This window comes from Candidatus Nitrospira nitrificans, assembly GCF_001458775.1.
Taxonomy (GTDB): Bacteria; Nitrospirota; Nitrospiria; order Nitrospirales; family Nitrospiraceae; genus Nitrospira_D; species Nitrospira_D nitrificans.
On the sequence record NZ_CZPZ01000004.1, the window covers coordinates 79,617 to 96,714 of the forward strand.

Here is a 17,098-nt window from a genome sequence, read left to right on the forward strand (position 1 = left end):
CACGAGGTTCTCGACCGCAATCTCCTTCATCACGGGGCCATTATATCGTAGCCGTGATCAAGATAGCAGCGTCTACATTCGTTTCATCGCCACCCAGAATACACCCGCCGCCGTCAGTTGTATCCCCGCGATCACGGCAAAGGCCATCGGATAACTCAGGTTCGCAATCAAGAGTCCGGCCAGCAACGGTCCACTCGCGTGCCCGATATCCATAATCGTCCCCTGCATCCCCATCCCGGCTCCGAGCGTCTTAAACTCGGAGCTGTCGGCGACCAGCGCCGAGGAGGACGAGGATACGACCGCTTCACCGAAGCCGAATCCCGCCGACAGCAGGAGCAAGACGGGAAACAGCGCGACATATGGGATGCAGACAAAGGTTCCGGCGCAAATAAGTAGGCCAAGCATGATCAGCGGCTGGCGACCGACTCGATCTGAAATCCGTCCCATGATCGGTTTGGAAAAGAACGACGTGCAGGCTTGGACGGAAAACAACAGACCGACTTCGCCGGGATTCAATCCCGCTGAGACCCCGTACAAGGGCAAAAAGGCCATCAGGGCTCCATTCGCAATCATCTTGGCGGCGTCGGTCATGCTGGTGATCAGGACTTTGTTGTTTTTGGCGACGGCGGCAAATCCCTTCCACATTTCGGACAGCACCACAGCCGTCCCCTGTTCCTTTCTTTGCGGCACCGAGACATCGAGATGAAGACTATAGAACAACGCCATGCCGATGCAGCCGAAGACACCGGCCGTGACAAACGCCGTGGAGAATCCTGCCGCATGGATGAGGTACCCACCGAGAAAGGGGCCCAGGAGAGAGCCGGACTGCGTGCAGGCCGTATAGGTCCCAAGCGCCGCGCCACGCCGTTCCCGATAGAGCTCCGCCACGGTGGCGAGGGCGCTCGGGGCGAAGATGGCCGTCGCCAACCCATGCATGAACCGTAAGACCGTCAGCGCATCCAGGTTCGTAATGAAGGGGTAGAGAAACGGCGGCAGCCCGAACGCCACCACGCCGATCCGCAGCAAGACACGCCGTCCGTAGATGTCGGAGAGGGCGCCGGAAGGTAGCTTCAGCAAGACGCCTGTTAAGGTCGAAACGGATACGATCAGACCGATCCGTTCTGGGCTCGCGCCGAGCGATTCGGCGAACAAAGAGAGTGCGGGCATCCGCACCATGTTGTAGCTGATGAAGCAAAAGATGCCGACCGTGCAGATCAGCGCGAAACTGCGGGATGTCGTCATGGGAAAGATCTGCTGGGTGGAAGGGCCTTGTCAGTGTCCGGGTCGGCGCTCAACGCATGTCTCAGGAAGGCCGCCTGGGCTTCGGGTAACGACGGTGGCCTCGCCGCTTCAGATAACACCCGCTGAGGGTCTTGCCTCATCGCAACACCCAATCGATTCACCGTTTCCACTCCTTTTTGCAACCGACTCGTCACTATCCTCGAAACAAGCGGATGCAGGAGGGACACCAACCCTGAAAGAACACGATTGTCCAACTTGGTGTACGCCACCAACGTATTGTCCGTCGCTTCATTCCCGTTCGCATCTCGCGTCACACCTATCCTGAGAAAGACGACCGCTTTTCCCGTCACATGGGGAAGCAACCGACTCTCATGCGACCCTTCAAGATAGTACATGCGCGAATCAAGGTCCTCGTAGACCAGTTGAACGATGCCCTTGGTCCCATCGCCGTCATCTCCCCAAAATATTCCCGGCCCTCTCATCTCCGACTCATAGCGGCCGAGATTGAGCCGCCAGATCAACGAAGCGGTAAATGGAGGGTGATCCAGGAGATGCCGATACATCGATTCGGATAGAGCGGTTCGGATTGGCCCTACCTTGCTCTCAGTCGTATGGCTCTGAACAATGGGTTGCAGCCTGCAGGTCCAGGCCGGATCCACTCGTTCAACAGGAAACGTCAGCCCGGCATGATCACGCGATAAGGAACACGATTCTGTCTTCCCCTGCTCAGGAGAGAGGAGCAGTCCCGCTCCGAGTCCGGCAATGGCTATTCCAAGTATGTGTCGTTTGACCCGCCCAACGGAGCTCATGGGGTGAGCTTTTCAACGGCGATGGTGAGATGGACGGGAAAAAGCTGTTGGGGATCCTGTCGGAGCCTGGCCTGCCGCAACAACGTTTCCACCGACGGCGATACGGCGCCGCTGAATGAAAGACGTCCATTGGTGACGATCGTGAGCGGCTTGGAGAAGTCGATGAGTCGATCGTTCAAGAACAGGCTGTACCGTTGAACCCGATCAGCCGTTACCTCAATCCGATTGGCTCCTACGATCGCTGCATCCACCTTGGCATATTCACGCCGCTGAATTCGTTCATCCCGCTTGTCGACCAAGTCCTGCGAGAATGCCGCGATCGGGTCGGTCGAGTCGATCCGAAGCCAGGCGAACGATTGAAAGTGGCCGGCATCGCGCACGACGGTCAGCCGCGCAGGCAACGGCTCGCGGCGCCGGCTATTGAACCAGGCGAGAAGATCGGGCAACTCTTCTTTCGGAAAATAGTGACCTCCTGCGACGGGATGCTCGCGCTGATGTTCGCGGTACACATGCGAATAACCAAGTGTCTCCAACTCGTGGACGATCGACCGGCTCAGCCTCACCGGCATGACCTGATCTTTCGCTCCATGAATGATATACACGGGCGTATTGCGAAGATTCCCCAGGAACGGCAGTAACACATCGTCCAATCCGCCGGCCATGGGCGCGAGACCGGCAAACAATGACGCATGGTGCATCCCGATCAACCACGCACCGATCCCACCATTGGACATACCCGTGAGAAAGATCCGATCCGGATCGATATGGTACTGCCGCCGGACCTCTCGGATCGTTTCCAATACCAACTCCTCGGCATGCCTGGTAAACCACGCGCCGGACGGATAGGTCGGACAGGCCACGAGATAGCCCTCGCCCAACCTCGTTCGCCACCGCTCCAAATACTCTTCACCCGTAAAACCGTATCCATGCAGACACACAATGAGGGCGTGACTCTTCGAAGTCTGATACGACGCGGGAATGAACAGAGACAACGGGTAGGAACGCCCACGAACGATGATCTGTTCACGAGGAAGAATCTCGACGGGTTGACGTTGGTACGCGCCTTCCCTCCCGATGATTTCAGAAACCACTTCGACTGAGGCCTTGTCATCGGACAGAATAGTCTGCAAGAGATGTTCGGCTTCATTCGCCTCACCCGTATCGAGAAATCGATAGACGAGTGAAGCAAGCCCCTCGGTCGGTTGAACCGACGATTCTGCAAAGCCGAGCGCGCCACTGCCTGCCACGAGCACCGACAGGATCACACTCCATAGCCGGAGGATCACAAATCTCCTTCCACCACAACATCTTGACCGACGGACCGTGTCACGACATGTCGTAATACTATCGCATCGACAAGTCGTGCCGGGCTCTCTCCCCCAATAAGTCCTTTGGCATTCTGCCCGCCGAGCAGTAGCGGCGCCAGATAGAGGCGAACGTGATCGACCAGCTTTGCCTTCAGCATCGCCGCATTGACCTCACCGCCCCCCTCCACGAGGAGGGACATGATACCGCGCCGACCGAGCTCTCTGAGCAGAGCGGACAATGAAACACGGCCCTGCAGAGCGGGCAAGGTGAGAATCTCGATGCCTTTCTTTTGCAGGGCCGATCGTCGAGCTGCCGGAGCCGCGGCCGTTGTGACGATGATCGTCTGAGCCTTGTCCTGTTGTGCCAGAACCTGTGCCTTGAGGGGCGTACGCAAGCGACTATCGACCACAATGCGAAGAGACTGCTTCGGTGCCGGCTTTTCGAGTCGCGGTCCCGTTCTCGCGGTCAACGAGGGATCATCGGCCAGAACGGTTCCGACTCCGATCAGAACAGCATCCACGTTACTGCGAAGTCGATGGACCTCGCGACGGGACGACTCGCTCGTAATCCATCGCGACTCCCCCGTGGCGGTGGCCAGTTTTCCATCGAGCGTCATGCCCGCCTTGAGCGTCACATAGGGACGGCCCGTTTTCATCCAATGGCAGTAGGCTTTGTTCAGTTTCTCCGCCTCTCGCTGAGCCACTCCGACCGTGACGAAGAGTCCAGCTCGCCGAAGCGCGGCCACTCCTTTTCCCTTTACGGATGGATTCGGATCTTGCATCGCAATCACCAGACGGCGGACGCCGGAGTGAAGAATTTCAGGGACACAAGGCGGAGTTCGTTTTGCGAGATGGCAGCACGGCTCGAGCGTGACATAGAGCGTCGCCCCTTTGGCCCGGCTTCCTGCCTGCCGAAGGGCGAGAATTTCTGCGTGAGGAGTCCCGGGTCGGAGATGAAACCCTTGGCCGATGATTCGACCCTGACGAACCACGACGGCTCCGACCATCGGATTCGGACTTGTCGTTCCCTGGCCCTTCGCCGCAAGACGAAGCGCCAGGGTCATATAACGGAGGTCTCGTGCGCGGTCCGTCACCGTTTCTTGCGGTTGCCTGAAGGCGCCTTGGGCGCCGGCTTGGCCCGCTTTGAAGACTGTGACACCTTCGCGGGTTTCATCTTCATTTTGACGCGCGTCGTCGCGGCTTGCTTAGGCGCCGCCGGTGGCTTGGCGTCCGCTTCGGCGATCGCGGCCTGTGCCGCCGCCAGCCGCGCAATGGCGACGCGGAAGGGCGAACAGCTCACATAGTCCAACCCGATCTGATGGCAAAACTCCACGGAACTTGGATCTCCGCCGTGTTCGCCACAGATGCCGAGCTTGATCCCCGGCCGTGACGCGCGCCCTCCGGCGATGGCCGTCTTCATCAGCGAACCCACACCTTCCCGATCGAGCGTGGCGAACGGATCCGCGTCCATGATCTTCACCGTTCGATAGTGGTCGATGAACTTCGCGGCGTCATCGCGGGAGAATCCGAACGTCGTCTGGGTCAAGTCGTTCGTCCCGAACGAGAAGAATTCAGCCTCTTCGGCAATCCGTTCGGCCGTCACCGCCGCGCGGGGCAATTCGATCATCGTCCCGACAAGGTACGAGAGCTTCACGTTGTAGCGCTTCATGGTCTCTTGCGCGACTTCGCGGATGAGATCCTTCTGCGACTTCATTTCCGTCACCATGCCCACCAGCGGAATCATGATCTCCGGAACGATTTTCTTGCCTTCCTTGGCCAACTCGCAGGCCGCCTCGATAATGGCGCGCGCCTGCATCCGCGTGATCTCGGGCATCGTAATGCCCAGTCGACATCCGCGCAGCCCCAGCATCGGATTGAATTCATGCAACTCTTCGACCCGCGCAAGCAAACGCCGCTGCTCTTCCAGCTTGACACCGTCCTCGCCGGTCAACTCAAGCTGAGCGATCTCCACCATCAACTCTTCACGCTTCGGCAAAAACTCATGCAACGGCGGATCAAGCAGGCGAATGGTGACCGGAAACCCCTCCATCTCGCGATACAGTCCGATGAAGTCCTGCTTCTGCAGCGGCAACAACTGCTCCAGATACTTTTCCCGATCCTCTTTCGTCCTGGCCAGAATCATCTTCTGCATGATCGGAATACGGTCTTCGGCAAAGAACATATGTTCCGTGCGGCAGAGCCCGATGCCTTCGGCGCCGAATCCTCGGGCGATCTTGGCCTGGTCCGGCACATCGGCATTCGCGCGCACCTTCATCGTCCGCACACTGTCCGCCCATGAGAGGATGGTGGAGAAGAGCTGATATTTTTGCGACCGCTTCGCATCCAGCTTCCCCTGCACCACCTGAATGATCTCGGATTCCATGACGGGAATGTCGCCGTCATACACATTCCCGGTCGATCCGTTCACGGACAGATAGTCGCCTTCCCGGAACACTTTCGACCCGATCCGCACCGATTGGGCATCGATGACTTCGACCGCTTCGCACCCGGCCACGCACACTTTACCCATCTGTCGCGCCACCACCGCCGCATGGGACGTCATTCCGCCTCGCGCCGTCACGAACCCGGACGCGGCGTTCATGCCATGAATGTCGTCGGGGCTGGTTTCGTCGCGCACCAGCACGACCCGCTGCCCGGCTGCCTTCATTTCAACGGCGCGATCCGGCGTCAAGGCGATCTTTCCCGCGGCCGCTCCGGGTCCGGCCGGCAATCCCTTGCCCAATGGGGTCGAACCCGCTTCGGATTGGGTGTCGAAGATCGGATAGAGATACTGCGCAAGCTGATCCGGACCGACCCGCTGCACCGCCTCGCGCTTGGTGATCAAGCCTTCATTGACCATCTCGACGGCGATGCGCACGGCGGAAATACCGGTGCGTTTCCCGACCCGCGTCTGCAACATATACAGCGTGCCTTCCTGGATCGTGAATTCCAGGTCGAGCATGTCGCGGTAATGTTTTTCCAATCGCTTGTAGGTATGCTCGAGCTCTTTATAGGCGGGAGGCACGGTTCGGGCCAATTCCGTGACCGGCAGCGGCGTCCGAATTCCGGCGACCACGTCCTCGCCTTGCGCATTCATCAAACACTCGCCGAAAAACTTCCGCTCACCCGTGTTGGGATCGCGCGTAAACGCCACCCCGGTGCCGCTGGTGTCGCCCATGTTGCCGAACACCATGGCCACGACGTTGATCGCCGTCCCCCAGTGATCCGGGATGCCGTTCAGCCGGCGGTAGGTGATCGCGCGCGCGCCGTTCCAGGATAAAAACACCGCGTCGATCGCCAGCTTCAACTGCTCATTCGGATCATCCGGGAAGGCATGGCCCGTTTCTTCCTTGACCAAAGATTTGAACCGCTCCACAAGGTCGCGCAGCGCGCGCGCATCCAGCTGCGTCTCGTGTTTCACGCCCATTTCTTCTTTCTTGAGATTCAGAATCGCTTCGAAATGTTCGCGTGGCACACCCATCACGATACTGCCGAACATCGCCACAAATCGTCGATAGCTATCCTGAGCGAACCGGTCATTTCTGGTCTTGACCGCCAATCCTTCCACCGTCTTCGTGGTGAGACCGACGTTCAGCACCGTGTCCATCATCCCGGGCATCGAGGCGCGAGCCCCGGATCGGACTGAAACCAGCAGCGGCCGCTCAGGATTCCCAAACCCCATCCCCATTGAGCGTTCGACACGCTTGAGCGCCTGCAATGTGGCATCCCACATGCCGGGCGGATACTTCTTGCCGATTTTGTAATATTCGACGCAGGCTTCCGTCGAAATCGTAAACCCGGGTGGGACCGAGATGCCCAAATTGGTCATCTCCGCCAATCCCGCGCCCTTGCCCCCCAGCAACTCCTTCATATTCGACGTACCCTCGGCCTTGCCGTCGCCGAAATAGTAGACGTATTTCTTTGCCACGTGCCTTCTCCTTCCCGCAGGATACTGAAAACGTCCTCCAGCGGCGTTCCCCGCCTTGCCGAAGCGGCTTCGCGAGGCAGGTCGCCTCGCTCAGCGGCTCAACGTACCCCAAGCGCACGTCTCGCCGCTTCGCTCGCTGTGGCCTTGCTGGACAGCCTTTTCGAGCATCCTGAAGTTATCTGGTGTGAACACCGTACGGAAACTCCGGCCAAGTTACCGACATCTACCAAGTACTCCGCAGCCCCCTGGGAAAATGCATATCAATGAGCGGGCGACGCGCGACGACCGTCGATTGATTCCAGACGGATCCGATAGCGGTTCACCAAAAACCACTTCGCCCACACGCCGCCGATGATAACAGCGGCGACAAACAGCATCAGCATCAATAATCGGTAGTCAGCTTGGATACCTTGATCGACGTAGTATCGGCCGTCAAGCCCCTTCTTGAGCTTCGTGTCGGGCTGAAGAAAATGGGTCGTTCCACTCGGGTCGGAGAGATTCAACCATTCCGAACAAAGTCGGACTGGTTCACTCGCTCCAGGCATCGATTGCCACGTGAGTCGAAGACACACGTCCTGCTTCGCGTTGAAGAAATCCGGCGTCTTCACCAAATCGTCCAGATTAATGCCGCTGAGCGCGACCCCACCGAGAAGAACGGCATTGCAGAGCACCATCAGGGCCAGCGAGACGGCAAGAGAAAATCGTCGGATCTTGTCCGCCCGACGGCACTCGTCCGTCATCGGCTGATCCATGGCGACTCCTGTTTTTCCGATCCTCGCTACCGGGCTGTTGAAAAAGACCCTCGCTTTATTCTCACGTCGCTCCCAGGCTCAACGTACGAGAGAATACGCTTCGCCTCTTCGCTCGCCGCGGCCCGCTGGAAGGCCTTTTGAACAGCCTGCCGGAGCTTGTGAGATCGTTTTTCCCTGCCGAGGCAATTCGTTGTTCGAGTCGACCTATCGCCCTTGTACCACAACCTGGGAAAAGTCGGCGAACGACATGAACAACTCATCGACCTCTTTGAGCAACGTCAGCCGATTGCTGCGAATCGCCTTATCGTCCGCGTTGACCATCACCGCTTCGAAAAATGCATCAATGATCGGCCTCAGCCCTACCAAGGAGTTCAATGCCTCCTGATCGTCACCCATCGACAGGGCGAACCTCATCTTCGCTCCTTCTTCGGCGACTGCCTTGTGAAGCGCCGATTCCGACGGATGCTGAAACTTCGTCGCATCGACCGGCCGGCGTTCCCACTGCTCTTTTTCCACCAACCGATGCGCCCGCTTGAAACCGACGATCAACGGATCGAACTCCGGCTTTCTCGTCACGGCTTCAAGCGCCTTCATCTTCTGCACAAGATCGCCGAGATCCACCGATGTATCATAGGCTGACTTCAGCACCGAGTCGATGACGTCGTCGCGCAGACCATGCGCGATCCGGACATAGTGCCGAACCCGTTCAAAGACAAACTCCATGATTTGCCGGAGGCCCTCCCGCTCGGATCCGGACACGTTCGTGAACCCGTCCTCCGATACACGGTTCATGGCCTGACTGATGTATGTCCCCAGATTGACTCGAAGCTTCCCTTCCAGGAGAAGCCGGACAATCGCGGTCGCATGCCGCCGCAGCGCAAACGGATCTTCCGAGCCGGTCGGCACCATGCCGACGTGGAAAAACGCGGCGACGGTATCGAGGCGGTCGGCCAAAGACAGGACTTGCCCCGCAACCGTTTTTGGCAACTCCCCTTCAATCGCGCGCGGAAGATACTGTTCTCGAACCGCCTGGCTCACGGCCTCGGACTCGCCGTCATGCTTCGCGTACTCGCCGCCCATGACACCCTGCAGTTCAGGAAACTCACCGACAATCCCGGTCAGCAGGTCCGCCTTTGCAAGCGATGCCGCGCGAACGCAGGTCCGACGGAATTCCTCATCTTGCGGGCATAGATGGGCTGCAAGCGCTTCTGCGAGTTTCTTGACCCGCTCCTGCTTCTGCGCCATCGTCCCGAGCTTGTGATGGAAGGTAACGCCCGTGAGTTTCCGTCCCCGTTCCTCCAGGGTGACTTTCCGGTCTTCGTCGAAAAAGAATTTCGCATCCGCCAACCGCGCCGCCAACACCCGCTCATTCCCCGCCCGAATGAGCGACATGTTTTTGGGTTCATTGTTGGCGATCGCAATAAAATGCGGCACCAGTTTGCCGGACTTCTTATCCCTGGCCGAGAAGAACCCCTGATGTTCTTTCATCGACGTAATGAGGATTTCCGAAGGCACCGCTAAGTATTCTGTCTTGAAGCTGCCAAGAACGGCACAGGGCCACTCCGTGGTATACACCGCCTCATCGAGCAAGGTGTCATCCGGATTCAATCCGACACCCGCCTTGACACAGAGCCGATCGACTTGCTGCTGAATCGACGCTCGACGGCGTTCGGGATCAAGCATCACCCCTAGCTTTTCAAGACCCTTGCTGTAGGTCTTGAAATCCCGCACAGTGATGGGCTTTCCACCGCCCATCACGCGATGGCCGGACGTCCGATTACCGGCTTTGATACCGGCCACTTGTACCGGCACCACCTTGCCGCCATACAATGCAACGACCCAGCGCACGGGCCGGGCGAAACGCAACCCCGTCTCGTTCCACTTCATGGCCTTCGGGAAAGCCAGCGTTTCAAAAAGGTGCGGAAGCAATTCCGGAAGCAGGGTTACGGTCTTGCGTCCGGCATCGCGCTTGACGGCGAACAGATACTCGCCCTTCGGCGTGCTCCGAATCTCCAGGCCTTCGACCGTGGCGCCCTGTCCGGCCGCAAATCCCATCGCCGCCTTTGTGGGTCGGCCGGCCTGATCGAATGCCACTATTTTCGATGGCCCCATCGTTTCTTTGACCACCGCGGCTTGGTGCGCAAGCAACTCGTCCACGACCAAGACAAGCCGCCGAGGGGTCCCGTAGGTCTTGATGGACCCGAACGACAATCGGGCATCCTGAAAGAGGCGGGTGGCTGATTCTCGAAGAGCCGTCAGGGCCGGCGCGACAAATTCAAACGGCAGCTCCTCCACGCCGATTTCGAACAACAGCTCGGCGGTAGGGTTGGAGCGGCGAGTCGTGTGTTGACGGGGTTTCTTTTTCACGGGCGGGCGCTTCATCGATGTGCGACCTGCGTCTTCATCAGTGGATATCCCAACGCGTCTCGCTCGTCCAGATAGCGCTCGGCGCATTGCCTGGCCAATGCCCGCACCCGCGCGATGTACCCCGTCCGTTCCGCCACACTGATCGCCCCGCGGGCATCGAGGAGGTTGAAGAGATGGGATGATTTGATGCAGTAGTCATAGGCCGGCAGCGTCAGGCGCTTGTCGGTCTGCGCGAGCAATCGCTTGCATTCCGCTTCGTTTGCCTGAAAACCTTGCATCAGCATCGTGACGTCCGCTTCCTCGAAATTGTAGCGCGACCCCTGCACCTCGGTTTCGTGATGAATGTCCCGATACGACACCTGGTCGGTCCACGCGAGATCAAAGACGTTGTCCACCCCCTGTAGATACATCGCGATGCGCTCCGTCCCGTAGGTGATCTCGCCGGTGATCGGGCTGAGTTCAATCCCGCCGATCTCTTGAAAATACGTAAACTGGGTGATCTCCATCCCGTCCAGTCTCACTTCCCATCCGAGTCCCCATGCCCCCAGCGTCGGAGACTCCCAATCGTCCTGGATGAAACGAATGTCATGCTCCTTGGGATTGATCCCCAGCCGGGCCAGACTTTCCAGATACAGTTCTTGAAAATTGTCCGGTGAAGGCTTCAGCACGACCTGATACTGATAGTAATGTTGAAGACGGTTGGGGTTTTCGCCATAGCGGCCGTCCGTCGGACGGCGGCATGGCTGCACATAGGCCGCCCGCCACGGCTCCGGTCCAAGTGATCGCAGAAATGTGGCGGGATGAAATGTCCCCGCGCCCATTTCCATGTCATAGGGTTGATGAATCACACAACCGTGATCGGCCCAGAAGCGATGGAGAGTCAGAATAAGTTCTTGGAACGTCACAGAACCTACAGCCTGGTCGGGAGAGACGATTCGATGTTATCTTCGAAATACCACGCCAAGCTAGCAAGAATGCTTTTCTCCTGTCAAGGAACAGGCCCTCTAGATCAATCACTTATGGATAAAGCGCGCAGCAAACATCTGATCGCCGCGGAGTATCCTCACGGCTGCGGTAAATTCCTCACCGGGCTAAGTCACCTCGGCAAAAGCCATCCGGTGAGAGACTCGGAGAATGCACAAACACAAGGCCTTATGTAGGGTCTTATCTACGAATGGCCACCCCCGCCGATAAGCGGAACCCCTGTCGCTTAACAGACCCTCGCGCTTCGAGTAAGTCCGTCCTTCATCGTCGAAAACTTCCGCAGCAGATCCGTATACAGAAGTTTGAGCAGACCGTTCTCATGCTCCAATTCCCTCAGGCGCTTCATCGTGGGCGCCTTTCGATTCTGCGTTTCCAAGAATGTTGCTTTGCGCATGATGCCCCTCCTGGTTAGACGACATGGTTCTTGCGTGAACACTTTGCCAAAGACTGATCGATGATAACCCCGTGACAATGTAGACTCGTTGCCGGCTCTTGGGTTTCTATGCAACCTGAGACAGGCAACGACTGAGCAAACTTGATACCACGCAGTGCCACACATAAGGAGTGAGTGAAAATTACCGCAACGCAGGTAGTTCCGCGACTCAATAACGCGGGATGAGTCTGGAACGGATTGATGGCTGAATCAGATGTGGTATCGAGTTGGATACTGCGGTGGATCAAAAACTATACAGGCGAGCATCAAAAATATTTCAAAGAATGCCACTCTGCGACATGACATAAGCCCACCCATCACCCTAACTTCGCCACCGTCACCCCATCCCCCCCTTCGGCTCGATCGCCGGGGCGAAATTCGGCGACATAGGGCGAGGCTTTCAGATACTCACGCAGGACGGATTTGAGTCGACCAGTCCCGTGGCCGTGAATGATGCGGAGGAAGGGCGCTCCATCTAACGTCGCCCGATCCAAGGCCGCCACGACCTGATCGAGTGCCTCATCCGCGGCTTGGCCCCGCACATCCACCACGGTCTGTTCATCAAGCCCCAGTCCACCGCCCGTTGAAAACCGGCGGGAGTCGGACGGCGAGGGTGTCTGCGGTGGTGCTCCGGAACCGGTTTCACGTGCCAAACCCACCAGATTCGAGACGGTCGCCAGCAACTCGCCCTCGCCGACTTTGACCCGAACCCGTTTTTTCCCCTGTGGCGGTTCAAGCAAACTCCCCGTCATGCCCAGTCCGACGATCTCAACGACATCGCCGACCGTCAGTTGTTCAACCGGAACCGGTTCACTCGCGGGAGCCAGCTCCTGTCGCGTTTTCACTTCCAGCTCACTGAGTCGCTGCTTGGTCTCTTTCGCTTTGATGAGTTTCTGCTCTCGCTTCAACGAATCGACGGTGGCCTGAACCTCGGCCCGTGCCCGTTGAAATTGTTCGCCCAGTTTCTTCTTGAGCCCACGTCGAGCCTCCTGCTCGGCTTCTTCCAGTTGCGCGCGAAGCGCCTGCGCCTCCCGAGCCGCTTGTTCGGCTTCTAGTCTAGCCCGTTGAGCCCTCTCGCCGTCTTCAGTCAGTTGACGTTGCTTGCGCTGCAAATCAGCCATCAACTCGTCAAGCCGGTGATCCTCATGATGTAACCGCCTCCGCGCATCGTTCAGAATGTTTGAATCCATACCCAGGCGGCCGGCAATCTCAAAGGCGGATGAACCGCCGGGAATCCCGATGAACAATCGATAGGTCGGCGCCAATCGTTCCACGTCGAACTCCACGCTGGCATTCATAAAACCGGAGGTCGTCTGCGCCAGCTCTTTGAGCGCGCCGTAATGCGTCGTCACCACCACCTTCATGTTCAGCTCAGCCAAGCGGCACAGCAGCGCCTCGGCCAACGCCGCGCCTTCTTGCGGATCGGTGGAAGTCACAGGCTCGTCCAAGAGAACCAGCGAGCGAGGCGTGGAACGTTCGCTCGACATCGGTTGGGCGGCGCTCTCGGAGAGGAGTCGGATCAGGCTCGTCATATGGGCGGAATAGCTGGACAGATCGCGGGTCAGATCCTGCGCGTCGCCGATATCGGCGTAGAGATCGGTAAACAGCGCCATCTCCGATTCCGGAGCGCAGGGGAGATGCAGTCCGGCCCGTGCCATAAGGGCAAACAGCCCGACGATTTTCAGTGTGACGGTCTTTCCTCCCGTGTTCGGCCCGGAAATCACAAGGACACGGACCTTCTCATCCATCGACACGTCGTTCGCGACGACATGATCTTTCGCGATAAGCAACAGCGGGTGCCGTGCCTGCTTGAGCATCACGCGACCATCCCCATTCAAGACGACGGGGCGACACTTCAGTCGACGACTCATCTCGGCCTTTGCTCGAATGACATCACAGTCAGCCAGTACCGCCATGCCTTGGCCGATATCCCCCGCTCTTGAGGCCACGAGAGCGGTGAGTTCCCGCAAGATGCGCTGGACCTCCCGTTCAATCTCCAAATCCGCCACTTTGATGGAATTGTTCAGCTCAACCAATTCCCGCGGCTCCAGAAAGACGGTGGCCCCGCTGGACGACACATCGTGGACGATCCCGGGAATTCTCCCTCGCATGTCCGCCTTCACCGGCACGACGTAACGCCCCTCTCGCTGAGCGAAATACGACTCTTGGAGCACATCCGCATAGCGCTTGGAGTGGAGGAGCTGCTCAAGCTGCTGCCGCATCTCTTGCTTCAACCCCTGAGCCTGGTGAGTCAGACGCCGTAGCTCCGGCGAGGCCGTATCTTTCATGGAACCGTCCGACTGGATTGCGCCCTCGATGGCCCTCAGGACACCCTTCAAGGTTTGTGTGATATGCAGTGGCTCCAAGACTCGCGCCAAAGCCTGCAGCGCGCCTTGGTGAGCCTCGGCGTACCGCGCTACGTCCGCCATCAGGGCCAGCACCACCGCACAGTCCCGCAACTCGACGGCCTCAAGCGCGCCTCCCTTTCCGGATCGGATCAGTTGCTCACGAATATCGGGGAAGGTGAGCGCCGGCATCGGATCACTCCCCTCCAGCACGCTCACCATCTCAGTCGTCTCTTGTTGGCGCCGGCGCGCTTCCGCGAGGTCGCACGATAAGACGCACGCCCGGCATTGAGCCGCTCCCATCGCCGATTGCGCATGCGCTGCCAGAAATTCAAGGACACGAGCCCACTGCAATACCTCCATCGCGTGATCTGATAATGATTTATTCATATCGAATGTGCGGTCCACCGGACTGACGGTCAAACTCTAGCCAAGATCTCGATCGACAGGCAAGATGGGCGAGGCTCGGAACCCACGGAATCGTATTCTCCCCCTTTCCACTGAGCCCGCGTCTCAAACCTTGACAAGAAGGAGAAGGCATCGATACTATCATTTGTTCCGGCGAAACACCTGGTTATACTGAACCCATCATTATCATGTAGAGGATTACGCTATGGCCATTCGAGTTGGAATCAATGGATTCGGACGCATCGGACGCAATGTATTCCGCGCCTCGATGGGCGACAAAGATCTGCAGATCGTCGCCATTAACGATCTCACGGACGCCAAGACTCTCGCATACCTGCTCAAGTATGACTCCGTACACGGAACCCTTCCGGCCACTGTCGAAGCCAAGGAAGACCACATTTTCGTTGATGGGACTCCCATCAAAGTGCTTGCGATGAAAGACCCGAAAGAACTGCCCTGGAAAGCGCTGAACGTGGACGTGGTGATCGAATCGACCGGCCGATTTACCGACCGAGACGCGGCAGGAAAACATTTGTCCGCCGGGGCCAAACACGTGATTATCTCGGCCCCGTCGAAAGATCCCGATGTCACCATCGTGCTCGGAGTGAACGAAGACAAGCTCGATCCCAAATCGCATCACATTGTGTCCAATGCCTCCTGCACGACGAACTGTCTGGCGCCGGTGGCAAAGGTCTTGCTGGAAACGTTCGGCATCAAGCACGGCATCATGACCACCATCCATTCGTACACCAACGATCAACAATTGTTGGATCTGCCTCATAAAGACCTTCGACGCGCCCGCGCAGCCGGCATGTCGATGATTCCTACCAGCACCGGAGCGGCCAAGGCCTTGCATCTGGTCATCCCCGAACTGAAGGGCAAATTGGACGGGCTTGCCATTCGTGTCCCGACCCCGAATGTCTCGCTGGTCGATCTTACGGTCGAAACGGAGAGGGATTGCGATATCGCATCCGTCAACGCGGCCTTCAAGAAGGCAGCGGACGGTCCACTCAAAGGCATTCTCAAGTACTCCGAAGAGCCCCTCGTCTCGATCGACCAAAAAGGCGACGCTCACTCGGCCACCGTCGATGCCCCGTTGACCAACGTCGTGGACAAGCGCCTGGTCAAAGTGACGGCGTGGTACGACAATGAATGGGGTTATTCATGCCGAGTCCGCGACCTGGTGAAGGTCCTGGCCGGAAAATCTGTTACGCACTGAATGTGGCACCAGGGATGACGGGGCACGTTTCACACGAATCCATCCCTCTGACCAATTTATCAGTTCACAGCACCTACGAGAGGAGCGCTCGATGAACTTGCACAAGAAGACCATCGACGATGTGCAACTTCGCGGCAAGCGCGTCATCATCCGCGCCGACTTCAATGTGCCGCTCGATGAATCGCTGCAAATTACCGACGACACCCGCATCCGGTCCACTCTGCCGACGATCAATCGCGTCGTCGATGAAGGCGCCAAAGTCATTCTTTGCTCTCACCTCGGTCGGCCGAAAGGCGCTTTCGAACCGAAGTACAGCCTCGCCGCTGTCTCAAAGCGTTTGGGACGACTGCTCGGGAAAGAAGTGGTCTTCGCGCCGGACTGTATCGGCCCGGCCGTTGAAAAGCTGGTCGCCAAGATGAAGGACGGAGATGTGCTGTTACTGGAAAATCTCCGTTTTCATACCGGAGAGGAAAAAAACGACGATGGCTTCGCCAAAGCCCTGGCCTCGCTGGGCGATGTCTTCATCAACGACGCCTTCGGGGCAGCCCACCGAGCCCATGCATCGACCGTCGGAATCACGAAGTACATTAAGGACGCAGCGGCTGGAGCGCTGCTCAAGAAGGAAATTGAGTATCTCGAAGGCGCCATCGCCAATCCCGTGCGCCCGTTTGCCGCCGTCCTGGGAGGCGCGAAGGTGTCCGGAAAGATCGGCGTGATTGAAAACCTGGGCAAGAAGGTCGACAAGGTCATCATCGGCGGCGGCATGGCGTTTACGTTCCTGAAGGCCAAAGGCATGGAGATCGGCAACTCCCTCGTTGAAATGGATATGCTGGATTTCGCGCGAGGAATCGAAGAGCATGCGCTCTCGCGAGGAGTCAAATTTTACCTGCCCGTCGATTGCGTTGTCGCAACCAGCCGAGAGGTCGGCGCTGAAACGAAAATCGTCCCGGTGCAAGAGATCCCCAAAGGATGGTATGCCCTCGATATCGGGCCGGCCTCGGTCAAACTCTTCAATGAGGCGGTCCAAAACGCGAAAACCATCCTGTGGAACGGACCGATGGGAGTCTTTGAAATCGACGCCTACGCCAGAGGCACCATGGCGATGGCTCACGCAATCGCCGATGCCTATGCGCTCACCATCGTCGGCGGCGGCGAAACGGCGTTGGCCGTTCATCGGTCCGGCGAATCGGAGAATATGTCATTCATCTCGACCGGAGGGGGCGCGGCCCTGGAATTACTCGAAGGCAAAACACTTCCAGGCCTGGCGGCCCTGCCTGACCGCGCGGACTGATTCACACGCCCGA

At 58.2% G+C, this 17,098-nt stretch carries 12 protein-coding genes; 2 read left to right on the plus strand and 10 right to left on the minus strand.

Translation table 11 applies throughout. The features are described from left to right. Window positions 1-72: 72 nt before the first annotated feature. The 10 genes from COMA2_RS04060 to COMA2_RS04100 all read right to left on the minus strand — a co-directional run bounded on the left by COMA2_RS04060 (window position 73) and on the right by COMA2_RS04100 (window position 14,557). Entirely contained in the window at window positions 73-1,242 is a 1,170-nt protein-coding gene (locus tag COMA2_RS04060; protein ID WP_090894899.1) for an MFS transporter, read from the minus strand. After that, window positions 1,239-2,051: a hypothetical protein gene (locus COMA2_RS04065; protein WP_090894900.1), complete on the minus strand. Its 813-nt coding sequence runs from the start codon at window positions 2,049-2,051 to the stop codon at window positions 1,239-1,241. Before COMA2_RS04065 ends, COMA2_RS04060 begins: the two co-directional genes overlap by 4 nt. Continuing rightward, on the minus strand, window positions 2,048-3,337 hold the full coding sequence (locus COMA2_RS04070) for a carboxylesterase family protein (protein WP_090894902.1): 1,290 nt from the start codon (window positions 3,335-3,337) through the stop codon (window positions 2,048-2,050). Before COMA2_RS04070 ends, COMA2_RS04065 begins: the two co-directional genes overlap by 4 nt. After that, complete coding sequence (ribD, locus tag COMA2_RS04075; protein WP_090894904.1) at window positions 3,334-4,422, minus strand: bifunctional diaminohydroxyphosphoribosylaminopyrimidine deaminase/5-amino-6-(5-phosphoribosylamino)uracil reductase RibD; 1,089 nt, start codon at window positions 4,420-4,422, stop codon at window positions 3,334-3,336. Before ribD ends, COMA2_RS04070 begins: the two co-directional genes overlap by 4 nt. A gap of 26 nt (window positions 4,423-4,448) precedes the next feature. Beyond that, window positions 4,449-7,286, minus strand: coding sequence for a pyruvate, phosphate dikinase (gene ppdK / locus COMA2_RS04080; RefSeq protein ID WP_090894905.1), 2,838 nt, complete (start codon window positions 7,284-7,286; stop codon window positions 4,449-4,451). Between the two features lie 260 nt (window positions 7,287-7,546). After that, a complete protein-coding gene (locus COMA2_RS04085; RefSeq protein ID WP_090894907.1) occupies window positions 7,547-8,038 on the minus strand; it encodes a hypothetical protein in 492 nt (163 codons plus the stop codon). Window positions 8,039-8,242: 204 nt separating this feature from the next. Beyond that, the gene (glyS, locus tag COMA2_RS04090) at window positions 8,243-10,405 is read right to left on the minus strand and encodes a glycine--tRNA ligase subunit beta (protein WP_175304378.1); all 2,163 of its coding nucleotides are present in this window, start codon (window positions 10,403-10,405) and stop codon (window positions 8,243-8,245) included. 11 nt (window positions 10,406-10,416) lie between these two features. Next, on the minus strand, window positions 10,417-11,310 hold the full coding sequence (locus COMA2_RS04095; RefSeq protein ID WP_090894911.1) for a glycine--tRNA ligase subunit alpha: 894 nt from the start codon (window positions 11,308-11,310) through the stop codon (window positions 10,417-10,419). Between the two features lie 305 nt (window positions 11,311-11,615). Next, on the minus strand, window positions 11,616-11,783 hold the full coding sequence (locus COMA2_RS20050; RefSeq protein ID WP_175304379.1) for a hypothetical protein: 168 nt from the start codon (window positions 11,781-11,783) through the stop codon (window positions 11,616-11,618). 356 nt (window positions 11,784-12,139) lie between these two features. After that, on the minus strand, window positions 12,140-14,557 hold the full coding sequence (locus tag COMA2_RS04100) for an endonuclease MutS2 (RefSeq protein ID WP_139077041.1): 2,418 nt from the start codon (window positions 14,555-14,557) through the stop codon (window positions 12,140-12,142). Between the two features lie 223 nt (window positions 14,558-14,780). Between COMA2_RS04100 and gap the strand changes: the two genes are divergently transcribed. Together gap and COMA2_RS04110 are read left to right on the plus strand one after the other, a co-directional pair. Beyond that, a complete protein-coding gene (gene gap, locus COMA2_RS04105; protein ID WP_090894915.1) occupies window positions 14,781-15,794 on the plus strand; it encodes a type I glyceraldehyde-3-phosphate dehydrogenase in 1,014 nt (337 codons plus the stop codon). A 91-nt stretch (window positions 15,795-15,885) separates the two neighbouring features. Next, on the plus strand, window positions 15,886-17,085 hold the full coding sequence (locus tag COMA2_RS04110; RefSeq protein WP_090894917.1) for a phosphoglycerate kinase: 1,200 nt from the start codon (window positions 15,886-15,888) through the stop codon (window positions 17,083-17,085). Window positions 17,086-17,098: the final 13 nt, after the last annotated feature.

What these genes read in the sequence shown, in the direction of transcription:
- COMA2_RS04060 (WP_090894899.1), bottom strand. Translation starts at nt 1,242, where the DNA reads ATGACGACATCCCGCAGTTTCGCGCTGATCTGCACGGTCGGCATCTTT.
- COMA2_RS04065 (WP_090894900.1), bottom strand. Translation starts at nt 2,051, where the DNA reads ATGAGCTCCGTTGGGCGGGTCAAACGACACATACTTGGAATAGCCATT.
- ribD (WP_090894904.1), bottom strand. Translation starts at nt 4,422, where the DNA reads ATGACCCTGGCGCTTCGTCTTGCGGCGAAGGGCCAGGGAACGACAAGT.
- COMA2_RS04085 (WP_090894907.1), bottom strand. Translation starts at nt 8,038, where the DNA reads ATGGATCAGCCGATGACGGACGAGTGCCGTCGGGCGGACAAGATCCGA.
- COMA2_RS20050 (WP_175304379.1), bottom strand. Translation starts at nt 11,783, where the DNA reads ATGCGCAAAGCAACATTCTTGGAAACGCAGAATCGAAAGGCGCCCACG.
- COMA2_RS04100 (WP_139077041.1), bottom strand. Translation starts at nt 14,557, where the DNA reads ATGAATAAATCATTATCAGATCACGCGATGGAGGTATTGCAGTGGGCT.
- gap (WP_090894915.1), top strand. Translation starts at nt 14,781, where the DNA reads ATGGCCATTCGAGTTGGAATCAATGGATTCGGACGCATCGGACGCAAT.
- COMA2_RS04110 (WP_090894917.1), top strand. Translation starts at nt 15,886, where the DNA reads ATGAACTTGCACAAGAAGACCATCGACGATGTGCAACTTCGCGGCAAG.